The sequence below is a fragment of the Burkholderiales bacterium genome (genome assembly GCA_023511995.1).
Taxonomy (GTDB): Bacteria; Pseudomonadota; Gammaproteobacteria; order Burkholderiales; family Thiobacteraceae; genus Thiobacter.
In genome coordinates this window covers 24,030-38,563 of sequence record JAIMAL010000008.1, presented here as the reverse complement: position 1 = coordinate 38,563, position 14,534 = coordinate 24,030, and the positions used below count along the sequence as shown (strand labels likewise).

At 66.0% G+C, this 14,534-nt stretch carries 19 protein-coding genes and 1 tRNA gene; 14 read left to right on the top strand and 6 right to left on the bottom strand.

What is annotated here, in order from left to right; translation table 11 throughout:
* The first annotated feature begins 11 nt into the window (after positions 1-11).
* A tRNA-Ile gene (locus K6T56_05795) sits at positions 12-88 on the top strand.
* Between the two features lie 95 nt (positions 89-183).
* On the opposite strand, the gene K6T56_05790 is transcribed toward K6T56_05795, so the two are convergent.
* Positions 184-558, bottom strand: a complete 375-nt coding sequence (locus tag K6T56_05790) for a flagellar brake protein (protein MCL6555856.1) — start codon at positions 556-558, stop codon at positions 184-186.
* Between K6T56_05790 and K6T56_05785 the strand changes: the two genes are divergently transcribed.
* From K6T56_05785 to K6T56_05770, 4 genes are all read left to right on the top strand, one after another.
* On the top strand, positions 557-2,206 hold the full coding sequence (locus K6T56_05785) for a diguanylate cyclase (protein MCL6555855.1): 1,650 nt from the start codon (positions 557-559) through the stop codon (positions 2,204-2,206). The genes K6T56_05790 and K6T56_05785 overlap by 2 nt on opposite strands.
* 55 nt (positions 2,207-2,261) lie before the next feature.
* On the top strand, positions 2,262-3,875 hold the full coding sequence (locus K6T56_05780; protein ID MCL6555854.1) for a peptide chain release factor 3: 1,614 nt from the start codon (positions 2,262-2,264) through the stop codon (positions 3,873-3,875).
* A 77-nt stretch (positions 3,876-3,952) separates the two neighbouring features.
* On the top strand, positions 3,953-4,417 hold the full coding sequence (locus K6T56_05775; protein MCL6555853.1) for a glycine zipper 2TM domain-containing protein: 465 nt from the start codon (positions 3,953-3,955) through the stop codon (positions 4,415-4,417).
* A gap of 134 nt (positions 4,418-4,551) precedes the next feature.
* Positions 4,552-4,998, top strand: coding sequence for a universal stress protein (locus K6T56_05770; protein ID MCL6555852.1), 447 nt, complete (start codon positions 4,552-4,554; stop codon positions 4,996-4,998).
* Between the two features lie 107 nt (positions 4,999-5,105).
* Here K6T56_05770 and K6T56_05765 read toward each other — a convergent pair whose 3' ends face one another.
* Both K6T56_05765 and K6T56_05760 read right to left on the bottom strand, forming a co-directional pair.
* On the bottom strand, positions 5,106-5,903 hold the full coding sequence (locus K6T56_05765) for an ABC transporter ATP-binding protein (protein MCL6555851.1): 798 nt from the start codon (positions 5,901-5,903) through the stop codon (positions 5,106-5,108).
* A 48-nt stretch (positions 5,904-5,951) separates the two neighbouring features.
* Positions 5,952-6,284, bottom strand: coding sequence for an OB-fold nucleic acid binding domain-containing protein (locus K6T56_05760; protein ID MCL6555850.1), 333 nt, complete (start codon positions 6,282-6,284; stop codon positions 5,952-5,954).
* A 299-nt stretch (positions 6,285-6,583) separates the two neighbouring features.
* Between K6T56_05760 and K6T56_05755 the strand changes: the two genes are divergently transcribed.
* From K6T56_05755 to K6T56_05725, 7 genes are all read left to right on the top strand, one after another.
* On the top strand, positions 6,584-7,045 hold the full coding sequence (locus K6T56_05755; GenBank protein MCL6555849.1) for a DUF2934 domain-containing protein: 462 nt from the start codon (positions 6,584-6,586) through the stop codon (positions 7,043-7,045).
* A complete protein-coding gene (locus tag K6T56_05750) occupies positions 7,045-7,539 on the top strand; it encodes a YbhB/YbcL family Raf kinase inhibitor-like protein (protein MCL6555848.1) in 495 nt (164 codons plus the stop codon). Before K6T56_05755 ends, K6T56_05750 begins: the two co-directional genes overlap by 1 nt.
* A 6-nt stretch (positions 7,540-7,545) precedes the next feature.
* Positions 7,546-8,073, top strand: coding sequence for a hypothetical protein (locus K6T56_05745; GenBank protein MCL6555847.1), 528 nt, complete (start codon positions 7,546-7,548; stop codon positions 8,071-8,073).
* The gene (locus tag K6T56_05740; protein MCL6555846.1) at positions 8,073-8,846 is read left to right on the top strand and encodes a bifunctional DNA primase/polymerase; all 774 of its coding nucleotides are present in this window, start codon (positions 8,073-8,075) and stop codon (positions 8,844-8,846) included. Before K6T56_05745 ends, K6T56_05740 begins: the two co-directional genes overlap by 1 nt.
* 80 nt (positions 8,847-8,926) lie before the next feature.
* Positions 8,927-9,481: a YecA family protein gene (locus K6T56_05735; protein ID MCL6555845.1), complete on the top strand. Its 555-nt coding sequence runs from the start codon at positions 8,927-8,929 to the stop codon at positions 9,479-9,481.
* A gap of 43 nt (positions 9,482-9,524) precedes the next feature.
* Positions 9,525-9,899 carry a TusE/DsrC/DsvC family sulfur relay protein gene (locus K6T56_05730; GenBank protein MCL6555844.1) on the top strand — a complete coding sequence of 125 codons (375 nt, stop codon included), beginning with the start codon at positions 9,525-9,527 and terminating at the stop codon, positions 9,897-9,899.
* 145 nt (positions 9,900-10,044) lie between these two features.
* Entirely contained in the window at positions 10,045-11,010 is a 966-nt protein-coding gene (locus K6T56_05725; protein MCL6555843.1) for a PDC sensor domain-containing protein, read from the top strand.
* Between the two features lie 35 nt (positions 11,011-11,045).
* Here the strand turns inward: K6T56_05725 and K6T56_05720 are convergent, their stop codons facing one another.
* Positions 11,046-11,303, bottom strand: a complete 258-nt coding sequence (locus K6T56_05720; GenBank protein MCL6555842.1) for a cell envelope biogenesis protein TolA — start codon at positions 11,301-11,303, stop codon at positions 11,046-11,048.
* 122 nt (positions 11,304-11,425) lie between these two features.
* Here K6T56_05720 and K6T56_05715 point away from each other — a divergent pair, with 122 nt between their 5' ends.
* Together K6T56_05715 and K6T56_05710 are read left to right on the top strand one after the other, a co-directional pair.
* Positions 11,426-11,791: a hypothetical protein gene (locus K6T56_05715; protein MCL6555841.1), complete on the top strand. Its 366-nt coding sequence runs from the start codon at positions 11,426-11,428 to the stop codon at positions 11,789-11,791.
* Positions 11,778-12,116, top strand: a complete 339-nt coding sequence (locus K6T56_05710) for a hypothetical protein (protein MCL6555840.1) — start codon at positions 11,778-11,780, stop codon at positions 12,114-12,116. The genes K6T56_05715 and K6T56_05710 overlap by 14 nt, the downstream gene beginning before the upstream one ends.
* On the opposite strand, the gene K6T56_05705 is transcribed toward K6T56_05710, so the two are convergent.
* Positions 12,117-13,292, bottom strand: a complete 1,176-nt coding sequence (locus tag K6T56_05705; GenBank protein MCL6555839.1) for an ABC transporter permease — start codon at positions 13,290-13,292, stop codon at positions 12,117-12,119.
* Positions 13,292-14,446: an ABC transporter permease gene (locus tag K6T56_05700; protein ID MCL6555838.1), complete on the bottom strand. Its 1,155-nt coding sequence runs from the start codon at positions 14,444-14,446 to the stop codon at positions 13,292-13,294. Before K6T56_05700 ends, K6T56_05705 begins: the two co-directional genes overlap by 1 nt.
* Between the last annotated feature and the right edge of the window lie 88 nt (positions 14,447-14,534).

Below are 14,534 nucleotides of genomic sequence, written 5' to 3'. Positions count from 1 at the left end.
TTCGCGTCTTCGGGCCTGTAGCTCAGCCGGTCAGAGCAGAGGACTCATAATCCTTTGGTCCTGGGTTCGAGTCCCAGCGGGCCCACCAGAAGCGCCCTTCCCCGTGGGTGGCCACGGCCTTCCTCTTCCGTGCCCCTTCGCTAACGCCTTCGACCCGGCAAGCCCTGGACCCGGCTCGGGCTTTCACACCCTGAGGCGGTTGCCGTGCAGCAGGTGGTGATAGACGAAGTTCTGCAGCATGACCCGCTGTCCCAGGGTCAGGCGTTCGAAGGCGACGCCGTAGTCGGCAAGGGGCACTGCCTGCTCCGGGTGGGGACGTTCCACGATGCGCTGGATGGCGGCGTCGAAGGCGAACACGCCGATGCCGGTGAAGGCGCGCACGGTCAGCGTCTGCCCGTCCCCGTAGGGCAAGGGCAGACCGCCTTCCTGGGGCGTGCCCACGAGCACGCTTTCCCCTGGCGCATAGCCACGGTAACCCAGCGGCAGGCCCGGCGCTAAAGACCGGCCCGGGTCGGCCGCTATTTCTGCCAGGCGTTGCAGGATCCAAAACGCGCCCATGGCTGATCCCACCCATAACAATTTCCTCCGCTGGCTGAAATTCGCCTTCGCCTTCGAGCTGGTACTGGTCGCCCTGGTCACCGGCATGGCGATCCTGAGCCTGCGCACCCTGCGGGCGGAAGTGCAGGGCATCGTGGAGATGCAGAATACGCAGCTTGCCCGCATCCACGAGATGCGGAGCACGGTGCGGGAGCGCATGCTGCGGGTGAACATGCTTTTGACGGAGCTTGATCCCTTCAGGCGGGACGAGTACCGCCAGGCCATCTACGCCCTGGCGGAGCGCTTCATGAAGGTGCGCGGTGAAGTGGAGGCGGCGGCGCAGGATGATGCCGAACGGGCCGCATTGGCCGCAGCACGCGCGGCGAACCGGGAAACGGCTCTCGTCGTGGAACGCATCCTGGAGCTGGAGGAGGCGGGGGCGGTGGAGGAGGCACGGCGCCTGTTGCTCACCCAGGCGGTGCCCCTTCAGGAGGCGGTGCTGGCGCGCACCGAGGGTCTTCTAGAGCTTTACCGGCAGAGGACAGCCGAGGCCATTGCCCGCGCCCGTGCCCTCTATGGGCGCACCCTGCTTGCCCTCGGTGGGCTGGGCTTGGCGGCCATGGTCCTCACCATCGTCACCGGCGCGGTGGTGGTGCAGCGCAGCCGCCGGGATCGGCAGCAGCTTCTGGATGAAATGGCCGGTCATGCCGAAACCGCCGCCCGTCTGCAGAAGCTGAGCCACACCCTGGAGGAGGAGGTGGCGCAGCGGACGCGGGAGCTCAAGCACACCGCGGACCTGTTGCGGGAGGCGCAGCGCATTGGCCGCATGGCCCATTGGGAATGGGAGGTGGAAAGCGGACGGTTCACCGCGGCCGAGGAAATCCATTCCCTCTTCGGCCTCGATGGCGGCAAGGGGATGCTCACCTACGACGACTTCATCGCGCGGGTGCATCCCGATGACCGCAGGCGTTTCCATCAGATGGTGACCCAGGCGCTGGCCTTGGGCGAGCCCTACCGTTTCACCCACCGCATCGTTCTGCCCGATGGCAGCGTGCGCCACATGCTGGAACAGGGGGTGGCGGAGCGGGACGCGACGGGACGCGTCTTGCGGCTCCTGGGCACCGTCCAGGATGTCACGGAGACGGAAAACCTGCAGCGGGAGCTCTGGCAGCTTGCCCATCGGGACCCCCTCACCGGGCTGCCGAACCGGCTTTTGCTCATGGACCGGCTGGCGCAGGCGGTGGCCCTGGGGCGGCGCGACGGCCGCGAGTTTGCCCTCGTGCTCTTCGACCTGGATGGCTTCAAGGCGGTCAACGACCATTGCGGCCACCAGGTGGGGGATGCGCTCCTCGTGGAAGTGGCGCGCCGGGTGCGTGAAGTGCTGCGGGAAGGGGACACCCTCTGTCGCTATGGGGGCGACGAGTTCGTGGGGATTTTCCCCGGGGTGGGGCCGGGCAGCGAGATCGAGGCCCTGGTTGCCCGCATCGAATCCTGCTTCGCCGAGCCCTTCGCCCTCGACTGCAGAGTAGCGAGGGTGCGGGCGAGCATCGGGCTTGCCTTCTTCCCCGCCGATGGCGTGAACGCCGACGACCTGCTGCGTTGCGCCGATGCGGACATGTATCGGGCCAAACGCGGCGGCTCACCCCGACTGCCTGCGCACGGGGTATAATCGCCACCAGGTTACCGCCGCCGCTTGCGGCGGTTTTCTTTTTGGTTTGCCTTTCATGTCTGCACTTTCTTCCGACGCCGGGCTTGCCTTGGAGGTGGCACGGCGGCGCACCTTTGCCATCATCTCCCATCCCGACGCGGGTAAGACCACGCTCACGGAAAAGCTGCTCCTCTTTGGCGGGGCCATCCAGCTTGCCGGTACGGTGAAGGCGCGCAAAAGCGCTCGGCACGCCACCTCCGACTGGATGGAGGTGGAAAAGCAGCGGGGCATCTCCGTCACCAGTTCGGTGATGCAGTTCGAATACGCGGGGCATGTCATCAATCTGCTGGACACGCCCGGCCACGAGGACTTCTCCGAGGATACCTATCGCGTGCTCACCGCGGTGGATTGCGCGGTGATGGTGATCGATGCGGCCAAGGGCGTGGAGGCGCAGACCATCAAACTGCTCGAGGTGTGCCGTCTGCGTGCCACCCCCATCATCACCTTCATCAACAAGCTCGACCGGGATGGACGCGAGCCCCTCGCCCTCCTGGAGGAGATCGAATCGGTGCTGAAAATCGATTGCGCCCCCATCACCTGGCCCATCGGCATGGGCAGGCACTTCCGCGGCGTGTGGCACCTGCCGAAAGCGCGTCTGCTGCGTTTCAGTGCCGGTGAGGAAAGATGGCGCGGCGACCAGGAGATCATTGAGGGCCTTCACCATCCGGCGCTCATGGCCGCTTTCCCCGACGAGGTGCCCCGCCTGCGCGAGGATGTGGAACTCATCCAGGGCGCGGCCGCGCCTTTCGATCAGGGGCGCTTCCTTGCCGGCACGCAGACACCGGTCTTTTTCGGCTCCGCCATCAACAACTTCGGTGTACAGGAGGTGCTCGAGGCGCTCATCGAGTGGGCGCCAGCGCCCCAGCCGCGCGACGGCGGCACGCGCCAGGTGAAGCCGACGGAGCCCGCCTTCACCGGCTTCGTGTTCAAGATTCAGGCCAACATGGATCCCAAACACCGGGACCGTATCGCTTTCTTCCGCGTCTGCTCCGGGCGCTATCGCCCCGGCATGAAGGTGAACCACATGCGCCTTGGCCGGGAAATGAAGCTCGTCCATGCCCTCACCTTCATGGCCAACGAGCGGCTGCACCGGGAGGAGGCGGTCGCCGGGGACATCATCGGTATTCACAACCATGGTCAGTTGCAAATCGGTGATACCCTTACCGAGGGCGAGAAGCTCGCCTTCAAGGGCATCCCCTATTTCGCGCCGGAGCTTTTCCGCCGTGCCCGTCCCCGCGACCCGATGAAGGCCAAGCAACTGTTGAAGGGCCTGCAGGAACTGGGGGAGGAGGGCGCCATCCAGGTCTTCGAGCCCCTTGCCGGCGGCGAGCTGCTGCTGGGGGCGGTGGGGCTGCTCCAGTTCGAGGTGGTGGCGGCGCGCCTGGCGGTGGAATACAAGGTGGATGCGATCTATGAGCCGGCCGACATCCACACCGCGCGCTGGCTCGTCTTCCCCGATGCGTCCACGCGCCGGGATTTCGAGAAGGAACAGATGAGGCGGCTGGCCACCGACGTGGACGGCAATCCCGTCTACCTCGCCAGCAACCGCTACAACCTGAACGTGGTGATGGAAAAGTGGCCGCAGGTCGCCTTCCACGCCACCCGCGAGCACGGTCAGCGCTTCCTCTGACCGCCTTGCGCCCGCGGCGCAGACTGTCTAGAGTGAAGGCGTGGGCCGTTGGCGGCCCGATCAGCGAAGGAGCAGACATGCAGACCTCTCACTTGATTCCGTGGCTCATGGTGCTCGCCCTGGGTGCCGGTTGCGCCGGCGCGCCCGACTGGGGTGGGCCGAAATATGGCGAGACAGCCGGCAGTGCAGTGCAGACCGATCGCAACGGACGCATCACCCACATCGAGCTCATCAAGGTGGATGAAGACTACAAATTCGGCATCGGTACGGTGGCCGGTGCCGTGGCCGGCGGCCTGCTCGGGTCCCAGATCGGCCAGGGCCGCGGCACCACCGCCGCCACCGTCATCGGTGCCGCTGCCGGTGCCGCCGCAGGCACGGTGGTGGAGAGCAAGATGAAGAAAAAAGATGCCCAGCGCATCACCGTACAGATGAACAGCGGCGGCACGGTGACCATCGTGCAGCCGGTGGATGAGCGCCTGAAGTCGGGCATGGCGGTGCGCATCGAAGGCAGTGGCGAGTTGGCGCGCGTAGTGCCGCGCTGACCATCCTGGCGCCTCGCCGCCGGGAAGGATGAAACGGCTTCGCCGTAATCGGTTCCCTCACGCCTGCCCGCCCCCGGAAGGGGGAGCACGCGGAAACGCTTCGCGTTGTTTCACGTTGAAGGGAGAAACCCATCATGTACGAACGCATACTCGTCGCCGTCGATGGCAGCCCCACCTCAGAGCGCGCCTTGGAGGAGGCCATGGGACTTGCCAAGGCCCTAGGTTCCCGTCTGCGCCTGGTGCACGCCGTGGATGAAGTGATCTGGGACTGGGAAGGCGAGTGGGTCAATCCCCAGGCGCTGTGGGATGCCATGGCGAGGGGCGGCCAGGCTCTCCTGGAACGGCTCATCAAGCGGGTCCATGCGGCGGGCATCGAGGGCGATTTCAAACTGCTGGAAATCACCACCGTCGGCCAGCGCCTGGCGGAAGCCATCGTCAAGGAAGCCGAAGACTGGCCGGCAAATCTCATCGTCGCCGGCACCCATGGCCGGCGCGGACTGTCCCATCTGCTGCTGGGCAGCGTGGCGGAAGGCATCGTGCGCGTGGCCAGCCGCCCGGTGCTGCTGGTGAGGGGAGGGTAGGCTTCAGGTTACAGGGGGCAGGGGACAGAAGACAGGGGACCCCGGTGCGGTTGCGTTCCTGAGGCCTCCGTGTCTTCCCGGGTTTTCCCTTTTGCGCCGCGGAGGCTTTAGGCAAATCCTAAGGCGTGGCCGTAGGGTAGTCCCGGGAAGTGGAAGGGAACGGGGCCTTCGGGTTTGGCGTGCAGGAACTGTTCCACGAAGGGGTCCTTGGAGGCCACCATTTCCTCCGTGGGGCCGGCAGCGGCGATTTTGCCGTCGAGGATGAGGTAGATGTAATCCACCACCTTGATGGACTCGCTCACGTCGTAGGTGACGACAATGGAGGTGATGCCCAAAGCGTCGTTGAGCTTGCGGATCAGGTTGGCGATGACGTTGAGGGAGATGGGGTCGAGCCCGGCGAAGGGCTCGTCGTAGATGAGCAGTTCCGGATCCATGGCGATGGCCCGCGCCAACGCCACGCGGCGGGCCATGCCCCCCGACAGCTCGCTGGGGTAGAGATGGCGGGCGCCACGCAGTCCCACCGCGTCCAGCTTCATGAGCACGAGGTCGCGGATCATGGATTCCGGCAGGTTGGTGTGTTCCCGCAGGGGAAAGGCGACATTGTCGAAGACGGTGAGGTCGGAGAAAAGGCCGCCTGCCTGGAACATCATGCCCATTTTGCGCCGCAGCCTGTAGAGGGCCTCGTCGTCGAGCTCGTGCACCACCTGGCCCGCCACCCGGACACTGCCCCGCGCGGGCTTGAGCTGGCCACCGATGTGGCGCAAAAGGGTCGTCTTGCCGCAGCCGGAAGCGCCAAGGATGGCCACCACCTTGCCCCGCGGCACCTTGAGGTCGATGCCCTGCAGGACGGGCCGGTCGCCGTATGAAAAATGAAGGTCCGAAATTTCGATCAGGGAATCGCTCACGATGCGCCCCGCTTTGCGAAAAACTCGGATTTTACCGCGGTTTTCCCCTTAAGATCGGGGCGGGCGCTCATCGGGCGCCTCGATGATCAGGGTGAGCGTCTGCTCGCCCAGGGAGAACGCCTCCTCCACGCGCCCCTTCACTTTGATGCGTTCCCCTTTCTTCGGCAACGGGCGCTCGGTCACCACGGTGATGCTGCCGGTGCCATCGTCGAGGGTGAAATACTTGATGACGAGCAGGGAAAAGACGTTTTTCACCTCGCCTTGCACGGTGACGTTGCGGCCCGCATATTCGCGGGGATGGGCAAGGATATCGCCGATGGCGGTGGTCCCGAGGCAGGCGGTGAGGGCAAGCGTCGTAACGAGCAGGTAAAGCGGGCGCATGGGCAGGGTCCCTCAAGCAAAAGCACAAGTATAGCCCCCGCTCACCGCCACGGGCCTCCCCATGAGCGCCTGTTATGTCCAGATCCTGCAATATGTCGACGGCACGCTGGACGGTGACGAAGGACGTGGTGGCTCAGCATACGGGGCGGGGTTTGCCTACGCCCCATGGTGAGGGGCGGTATGGTCTAGAGTGCAAAGCAGGGCGCAGGCCCAATCCCCGCAAATGCCGGTTTGCCCAAGGGGAGCGGTGCCATCAGGCGCCGGGAGCAGTTTCGATTTCATCCTGAGGAGGACTCATCATGGCAGAGCCCCGTATCCCTGTCACAGCCGAGGAACGCCGGCGCATGATTGCGGAGGCGGCTTATTTCCGGGCGGAGCGTCGCGGTTTCGTCGGCGGCGATCCGGTGCAGGATTGGCTGGAAGCGGAGGCCGAAATCGACCGCATGCTCGCCGCCGGGAAGGCACCCCTTTCCGCCACCGGGCAGCGGCAATTCGAGGCACGCCTCGAGGAGGAACTCAAGGCCCTCGAAGCCCGCATCGAAGAACTGAAGGTCAAGGCTTCCCTGGCGAGGCTGGAACTCAAAAGCGAATTCAATCGGGAGCTGGAAACTCTGGAAGTGTTACGCAACCGGCTGCGGGCACGGCTGGAAGCCATCCGCGAAGGGGTCGAAGGAGCCTGGGAGGAACTGCGCGCGGGGGCGGAGAAGGCCTGGGACGATCTGCGCACAGCGGTGGAGCGGGTGGCGGCGCGGTTCAAATGATGGGGCGGTCCGCCCGACGGATTGAGGAGACAGCGATGAAGCTCACATCCCCTGCATTCCCCCACGAAGGGGAGATTCCCGACGTCTATACCTGTGATGGCCGGGATGTCTCGCCGCCATTGCAATGGACCGGCGTGCCGCCGGGAACGAAGAGCCTGGTCCTCATCGTGGACGACCCCGACGCCCCCGACCCGCGCGCGCCGCGCATGGTGTGGGTGCACTGGGTGCTCTACAACCTGCCTCCCGAGCTTCCGGGGCTGGCGGAAGCGGCGGGCGTGCCGAAGGGGGCCACTGCCGGCATGAATGATTTCGGCCGCACCCGCTACGGCGGACCGTGTCCGCCCATCGGCCGCCATCGCTATTTCTTCAAGCTTTATGCCTTGGACACGCGTCTGCCCGAGATGGGGGCCATCACCAAGGCCCAGCTGGAACGCGCCATGTCCGGCCATGTGCTGGCGGAGGCAGTGCTGATGGGTACCTACGAGCGTGGCTAAAGGGAAATGCCCGACTGGAACGTGGTGATCACCGCGCGCGACCAGGGGTTTGCGCGCGCCTGCGAGCTGCTCGCGCCGCTCGCCTCCCTGCAGTCCACCGCCTACTACAACGTCATGGTGGGACAGGCGGCCGATCCTCTGGCCTTTCTCGCGGAGGCGGAGCGTGTTCCCGGCATCGAAAGTTTCGTGGCGCGCATCGTGCCGGTGACCGTCACCTTCCATTTCCAGTCGCCGGAGGAATTCGAAAGCCAGGCGGGCCGTGCCGCGTTGCCATGGCTCGAAGAACTTGCCGGCAGCCGGTTCCACGTGCGCATGCACCGCCGCGGCTTTCGCGGCCGTCTGGTGAGCCCGGTGGAGGAACGCTTCCTCGACCATTTTCTGATCGACCATCTGCAGGCCAAGGGGGCGACGGCTCAGGTGGACTTCGACGACCCGGATTTCATCCTCGCGGTGGAGACCGTTGATCAGCAGGCGGGTCTTTCCCTCTGGTCACGGACGGCGCGCGCCCAGCACCCGCTGCTTCGTCTCGACTGATGCGGCTTTCTGTCTGCGCCCAGGCCGCCCTCGATTATGTTGCCCGCGGGTGGGCCGTGCTCCCCGTGCGCCCGCGGGATAAGCGTCCCCTCATCCCCTGGCAGACCTACCAGACCAGCCGCCCGACGCCGGAAGAGGTGCGCGCGTGGTTCGCGCGCTGGCCCGATGCCAACGTGGCCATCGTCACCGGCGCCATCTCCGGTCTGGTGGTGCTCGACGTCGATCCGGCGCACGGGGGCGAGGCGAGTCTCGCGCGCTTGGAAAGGGAGCACGGCCCCCTGCCCATCACCGTGGAGGCGGTCTCGGGCGGTGGCGGACGGCATCTCTACTTCGCCCATCCGGGGGTGGAAGTCCGTAACCGCGTGGGCCTGGCGCCGGGCATTGATCTGCGCGGCGATGGGGGACTGATCGTCGCTCCGCCGTCCATCCACCCTTCCGGGCGCAGTTATGTCTGGCGTCCCGGTCATGCGCCGCGGGAACGCCCCTTGGCGCCCCTGCCCCGCTGGCTGCTCAGTGATGCGAGAGCCCGCGCCGGACATCCCGTTGCCTACTGGCGCGAGCTCATCGCGCGCGGGGTGCCGGAGGGGCGGCGCAACAGCACCATTGCGTCTCTCGCCGGACACCTGCTGTGGCGTGGTGTCGATCCGGACGTGGTGGCGGAGCTTCTGTTGTGCTGGAACCGTGAGCGCTGTGAGCCCCCGCTGCCCGACGAGGAAGTGTTGCGTACGGTGGCCAGCATCACCCGGCTGCACGAGCATGATGAGAAACCCTGAAGCCGCACCGCTTTGTCCTTGCGCCGGGGACGGGGCTTGACGATTGGTGTTGCCAGGCGCAAGCTGCGACGATGTTCCCCGTGCCTTCCCGACCCCTCACCGAGGCCGATCTCGCCCGCCTGGAAGGCTTCCTGCGATCCCGCGCCTGCGGGCCCGATGCCATGGGTGTGTCCCGTGCCCATGGTTTTCTCACCGCTGCCGTGAGCGGCCCGGAGGCCTTGTCGGCGGAGGAATGGATCAGGCTGGTCTTCGATGAACCGGTCTTTGCCAGCGGGGAACAGGCGGGTGAAATGCTGGGGCTTGCGCTGGCCCTCTACCGGGACATCGAAGAGGGTTTGCGCCAGGGGGATTTCCGACCGGTGTGGGAGGCGGTGGCGGATGGCTTGCGGGTGCGCTTCGATCCCCGTCCCTGGTGTGAGGGTTTCCTCGCCGGCACCCGGCTCTTCGGCGAGCACTGGGCCGGCGCGGCGGGCGGCATGCTGCGCCAGCCCCTGGAGGTGATCCAGCGCTTGGCCTGCCTTACACCCTCCGGAGGCGAAAGCTATGCGCGTCTGTGCGAGGCCCTGCCGCTTGCCGTGCAGGTGATCTACCTCTACTGGCGGGATCGCCTTGAATCCGGGCCGGCCACGAACTAATCTCAAACTGTCCAGCATGGCAAGAGTGGAAGGAGGACGCACCATGGCCATCGCTTCTGAGACTTTTTCCGGCAGCGGGCCGGACATTCCCCGTGATCCCCATGCTGAATCCATCATCACCCCCTGGTCGCGTACCGATGCGGAACGCATCGCTGCCGCGGAGGGACTTGCCTTCACCGATGCCCACTGGCAGGTGTGTGAGGCGCTGCGTGCCTATTTCCTGCGCCATCAGGAAGCCGGTCTGCCCATCCATTTGCGTGACCTGCACGATGCCCTCGACGAAGCGTTCCACGCCCAAGGGGGCTTGCGCTATCTCTACACGCTTCTCCCCGGCGGGCCCATTGCCCAGGGCTGCCGCCTTGCCGGTGTGAGGCCGCCCTTTACCGCCTGCGACAATAGCTTCGGCAGCGTCGCCTGAAAGGGAATGGGGCGCAGGGTAGCCTTCGCGCCGCCCGTTTTTCGCCGAAATCCGGCCTGCCCACCTGCGCTTTTTTTCCGGCGGGCGCGGCGCGGGAGGGGCTCCCCATTTCTTTCTGCAACAATGGGGCGCTATCCTACCGGCCATGCAACCGCCAAAGGAAACCCTGCAGGAAAGTATTGCCGCGCAACGACGCGAGCTGAAGACGCTGCTTGCCGCGCCTCTCGCCGCGGTGGCGCGGGCGGTGGCCGCCGTCTGGCCCGATCGCGCCCGGCTGGATGCGGTGCTGGAGGAGATGCTGCCCCGGGTGCCCCATTGCAAATATCTCTACGCCCTCGATGTGCACGGTGTGCAGATCAGCGACAACGTGGGCCACGAGGGCATCGTGGAGGCGGATTTCGGTCGCGACCGTTCCGAACGGCCCTACCTACGCGAGGCGGTGCCGGCGGACGGCTTCCGCCTGTCCCAGGCCTACATCAGCCTGCGGGAAAAGCGCCCGGCGCTGACGGCGATCCAGCTGGTGCGCAACGCATCCGGCCTGGTGCTGGGCTTCGTCGGTGCGGATTTCTTCCTCCACGATCTGCCACTCACCCGGGAACTCTATGAGGAGCCCCGCTACTGGCGCCAGATCAAGGGCGATCCTTCCATCCGCGGCACGGTTTTCCATCAGACGCGCGCGGAAAGCGAGATGGACCGGCACATCGACACCGTGCTGGGGGTGGTGGAGGAACTGATGGTGGATCACGGGGTGTATCACGTGATCCTGCATTTTTCCAGCAGCCGGGCGGTGCTGTGGGTGATCGACGATCCCTACCGTTACCGGCTGCTGGGCATCGAAGCGCTGATCGATCCCGACAGCTGTCTTGCCTATCCCCGTCGTCCCTATCCCGCGGGCGTGGCGGTGCCCAAGGAAAGCATTCGTCCGGTGCTGGATCAGCTCAAGGCATTGCGCTTCATGGATGAGATGTTCTACCTGCGTTCCGGCACCCTCAATCTCTTCAACGGCATCGTGGGCCTCACCTTTTCCTGTGACGGCTCCCACTACATCCCCTATGACGAATTTCTGCGCATGGACCAGGCCTTCTGGCTGGGCAGCGTGGGCAACCCCTAGAACGGAAAACCGCCCCGGACGGGGCGGTGTGGACATCAGTGCTGGCCGGCTTTTTTGCCCTTACCGGCGCCCTTGTGTTTGCCCTTGTCTTCATGCTCCCCTGCGGCGGGCATCGCGGGCTGGGCGGGGGTGGCGGGCGTGGCCTTGGGGGGCTCGGCGGGTTTGCCCGCTTCATGGGTCGCCGGCATGGCTGGGGTGGCCGGGGTGGCGCGGGGGCTACGCGGCTCATCGGCGGCGTGGGCGGCAACGGCAAAGCTCAAAGTCGCAAACAGGATGGCAAGAGACTTATTCATGCTGACCTCCGTGTGTGAGTGGGAACCGTCGCGGACAAAAAGGAAAAACGCTGCATCCCCGCTGCGGTTGACAGGGGTGAGGTAAAGGGAGGAATAATCCTGCATTGCTGCGGAGGACATCCATGCCCACGGTGACCGTGAACGGAAAATCCATCACCCTCCATCTCACGCCCCGGGCGCAGATCGCACTCGCCGCGCGCCAGCAGCCGCTGTTGGCGGAGATGGAACTTTATTTCAGTTGCCTCATCCGCAAGCGGGTGCACTTCCGCGAGCTTGGGGAAGGGGCGGCGGGTGAGGTGGCGGCGGAGAAACTCCACGTGCGCTTCCGTCCGGTGGTGAGCCGTGCCTGTGGGGCGAAGGTGGCCGATGGGCCGCCGCCGCTTGCCGAGGTGGACATCGTGCACGCCGAAGCCTACACACCGGACTGGCTTGCCATTGATTACCGCGACGGCGAGTGGCAGGGAAGCTTCGGTTATGGGGCGCGTTGAACGTCTGTTGTTACTCGCCTTCCTGTTGCCCGCGGTGGCGATGGCGGAGCGCCCCCTTGCCGAGGCGGCGGCGCGGGCGGCCCAGTTGCGGCTGGAGATGGCGCGCAAAGAGGCGGCGCAGGCCGAACGGGCGTATCAGCTTGCCCAACAGGAACTCGCGGAGGCGAAGCAGCGCGAGGAAACCCTGGGCCGCGAGTTGGAGGAGGCACGGAGACAGAGGCAGAGACTCGAGGAGGCGGCCGAAGCCCAACGGCGGGCGCTCAAGGAGGCCCGTCAGCGGGTGCAACGGGCGGAGGCGGAGGTGCGGGCCGCCTGGGGTCCTTGATCAGGCGGCGCGTAGGGCAGCCACGATGCTGAGGCGCGCGGCGCGCAGCGCCGGCAGGAAGCCGCCCACCACCCCCATGAGGGCGGCGAAACCCAGGGAGGCGAGCACGATGCCCGGCGTCAGGCGGAAGCCGAAGGCGACCTCGGAGAAGGTCTGCCAGTTCATGGTGGAGAGGGTGAAGAACTGCATGAACGCAGCCGCCACCACGCCCACCACCCCGCCGGAAAGCGCCAGCAGCAGGGACTCGGCGAGAAATGCGATGAGGACGTGCCGGCGGGTGAAGCCCAAGGCGCGCAGGGTGCCGATTTCGGTGATGCGGTTGGCGACGGCAGCGTACATGGTGATCATGGCGCCGATGGTGGCGCCCAGGGAAAAGATCACCGCAAGCGCCAGTCCCAGGATTTCGATGAAGCGCGCCAGCACCTCCGACTGGTCGGCGTAAAAACGGGTCTCCGGCTTGCTTTCCACCGTCAGGCGGGGGTCCGTCTCCAGGCGGGTGCGGAAAGCAGCAAACCGTGTGGGATCGGCGAGCTTCACCACCACCGAGGAATAGACCGGGCGACGGAAGGCCTGCATGAGCTGTTCCCCATCGCCCCAGATTTCGGAATCGAAGGCGCTGCCACCGGCCTCGAAGATCCCCACCACCCGCCATTCCCGCTGGCCGAAGCGGACGGTCTCATTGATTCCCGCACCCTGGAAACGGCGCGCCACGCTGCTGCCGGCGATGATTTCGGACGCACCCGGCCGGAACATGCGGCCCGCCGTGAGTCTCACCTGGGGGCGCAGGGCCAGGCCCTGGGGCCCAACGCCGCGGATGGTGACGTTGGCTGGTCCTCCGGACTCCCGCTTGCGCAGGCTGATCAACACCACCACCTCTTTGGACACCAGTCGCCGGCCCGCGGCATCGAAGGCCACTTCCGGCTGACTTTCGATGATGGCCGCCTGGGCGCGCTCGATACCGCTTTGCACTTCGGTCTGGGCACCACGCCGGATCACCACGGCGTTGTCGGGCGCGCCGCTTTGCACCAGCGCCGCGCGCAGGCCTTCGCTCAGCATGAGCACGGTGGCGAAGACGAAGACCACCAGCGCCATGCCCCCTGCGGTGAGCAGCGTGGTCATGCGCCGCGTGACGAGATTGCGCGCCACATAGGGGAAGGGCACACCGGTGAGCGACATCAGGCAATGCTCCGCAAACCGGCCACGATGTTGACCCGCGCCCCCTTCTCCGCCGGCACCGCGGCCGCCGCCACACCCACGGCGATGGCGGCAGCGGCCTGCAGCCAAAGGGTGGCCGGCTGGATGCGGAAGACGGGGAAGAGACTGGCCAGTTGCCCGCCAAAGGCGTAGGCGGCGGGGAAGGTGAGGGCAATGCCCAGCGCACCCCCAAGGGTGGCGATGGCCAGGGATTCCCCATAGACCAAAAGGCGCACGAAGTCGGGGCCAAAACCCAGGGCCTTGAGGGTGGCGTATTCGGCCAGGCGTTCCCGCGCCGTCATCGCCATGGTGTTGGCCATCACCGCGAGGATGATGAGGATCACCACGTAGGAGACGACCTGGATGGCGAGGAGAATGGCCTCGGTCATGGAGACGAAGGAAAGCTGGAAAGCCTTTTCCGTTTCCGTGCGCGTCTCCGCCAGGGAATTGCGGAACAGTTCGTCCACTGCCGAGGAGAGGGCCGCCGCCCGTCCCGCATCACTGATGCCGACGATGAACACCCCCACTGTGTTGGCGCGTCGGGGGTACTGGCGTTTCGCCACTTCGTTGAGGTAATCCCAATGGAAGAAAAACAGCCCCTCGTCGGTGGTGGCTTCCGCACCCCGGTAAATGCCGCGGATGACGAAGCGCCAGGTGCCGGGCCAGATGGTGCCGCGCAGGGTGACGATATCGCCCATCTTCCAGCCGAAGCGCTGGGCCAGTTTGCGACCAACCACGGCACCCTGCCGGTCACGGAGGAAGGCTTGCATCTCCTCCCCGCTTAAGCGGAATTCCGGATAGAGACGGAAGTAGCTTTCCGCCTCCACGGCGAACTGGGGGAAGAAATTGCGTTCGCTCCCATAGATGCCGCCAAACCAGTTGGAATGGGAGACCTGGGTCACACCGGGTATGGCGCGGATTTTCTGCTGGTAGGACAAGGGCAGGGGAAACACCAGCGAAATGGCGTTGCGGGTCACGAGGCGCGTGCGTGAGGTGGCCTCGGCGCCCGCATACCAGGCCCCCACCACGGTCTGCAGGAGCCCAAAGGCGAGCACGGCGATGGTCACGCCAAGGAGTGTGAGCGCGGTGCGCAAGCGGTGGCGGAAGACGTTTTTGAGGATCAGCCGGAAGAGCATGGCGTGGCCCGGGCGCGTTAAGCTTCCGGGAAGGAAAGACCTCCCGTCGCGCAACCGCCGGCCCGGCCAGCGGGGGCAACAGGGGGTT

What these genes read in the sequence shown, in the direction of transcription:
- K6T56_05785 (MCL6555855.1), top strand. Translation starts at nt 557, where the DNA reads ATGGCTGATCCCACCCATAACAATTTCCTCCGCTGGCTGAAATTCGCC.
- K6T56_05790 (MCL6555856.1), bottom strand. Translation starts at nt 558, where the DNA reads ATGGGCGCGTTTTGGATCCTGCAACGCCTGGCAGAAATAGCGGCCGAC.
- K6T56_05780 (MCL6555854.1), top strand. Translation starts at nt 2,262, where the DNA reads ATGTCTGCACTTTCTTCCGACGCCGGGCTTGCCTTGGAGGTGGCACGG.
- K6T56_05775 (MCL6555853.1), top strand. Translation starts at nt 3,953, where the DNA reads ATGCAGACCTCTCACTTGATTCCGTGGCTCATGGTGCTCGCCCTGGGT.
- K6T56_05770 (MCL6555852.1), top strand. Translation starts at nt 4,552, where the DNA reads ATGTACGAACGCATACTCGTCGCCGTCGATGGCAGCCCCACCTCAGAG.
- K6T56_05760 (MCL6555850.1), bottom strand. Translation starts at nt 6,284, where the DNA reads ATGCGCCCGCTTTACCTGCTCGTTACGACGCTTGCCCTCACCGCCTGC.
- K6T56_05755 (MCL6555849.1), top strand. Translation starts at nt 6,584, where the DNA reads ATGGCAGAGCCCCGTATCCCTGTCACAGCCGAGGAACGCCGGCGCATG.
- K6T56_05750 (MCL6555848.1), top strand. Translation starts at nt 7,045, where the DNA reads ATGGGGCGGTCCGCCCGACGGATTGAGGAGACAGCGATGAAGCTCACA.
- K6T56_05745 (MCL6555847.1), top strand. Translation starts at nt 7,546, where the DNA reads ATGCCCGACTGGAACGTGGTGATCACCGCGCGCGACCAGGGGTTTGCG.
- K6T56_05740 (MCL6555846.1), top strand. Translation starts at nt 8,073, where the DNA reads ATGCGGCTTTCTGTCTGCGCCCAGGCCGCCCTCGATTATGTTGCCCGC.
- K6T56_05730 (MCL6555844.1), top strand. Translation starts at nt 9,525, where the DNA reads ATGGCCATCGCTTCTGAGACTTTTTCCGGCAGCGGGCCGGACATTCCC.
- K6T56_05725 (MCL6555843.1), top strand. Translation starts at nt 10,045, where the DNA reads ATGCAACCGCCAAAGGAAACCCTGCAGGAAAGTATTGCCGCGCAACGA.
- K6T56_05720 (MCL6555842.1), bottom strand. Translation starts at nt 11,303, where the DNA reads ATGAATAAGTCTCTTGCCATCCTGTTTGCGACTTTGAGCTTTGCCGTT.
- K6T56_05715 (MCL6555841.1), top strand. Translation starts at nt 11,426, where the DNA reads ATGCCCACGGTGACCGTGAACGGAAAATCCATCACCCTCCATCTCACG.
- K6T56_05710 (MCL6555840.1), top strand. Translation starts at nt 11,778, where the DNA reads ATGGGGCGCGTTGAACGTCTGTTGTTACTCGCCTTCCTGTTGCCCGCG.
- K6T56_05705 (MCL6555839.1), bottom strand. Translation starts at nt 13,292, where the DNA reads ATGTCGCTCACCGGTGTGCCCTTCCCCTATGTGGCGCGCAATCTCGTC.
- K6T56_05700 (MCL6555838.1), bottom strand. Translation starts at nt 14,446, where the DNA reads ATGCTCTTCCGGCTGATCCTCAAAAACGTCTTCCGCCACCGCTTGCGC.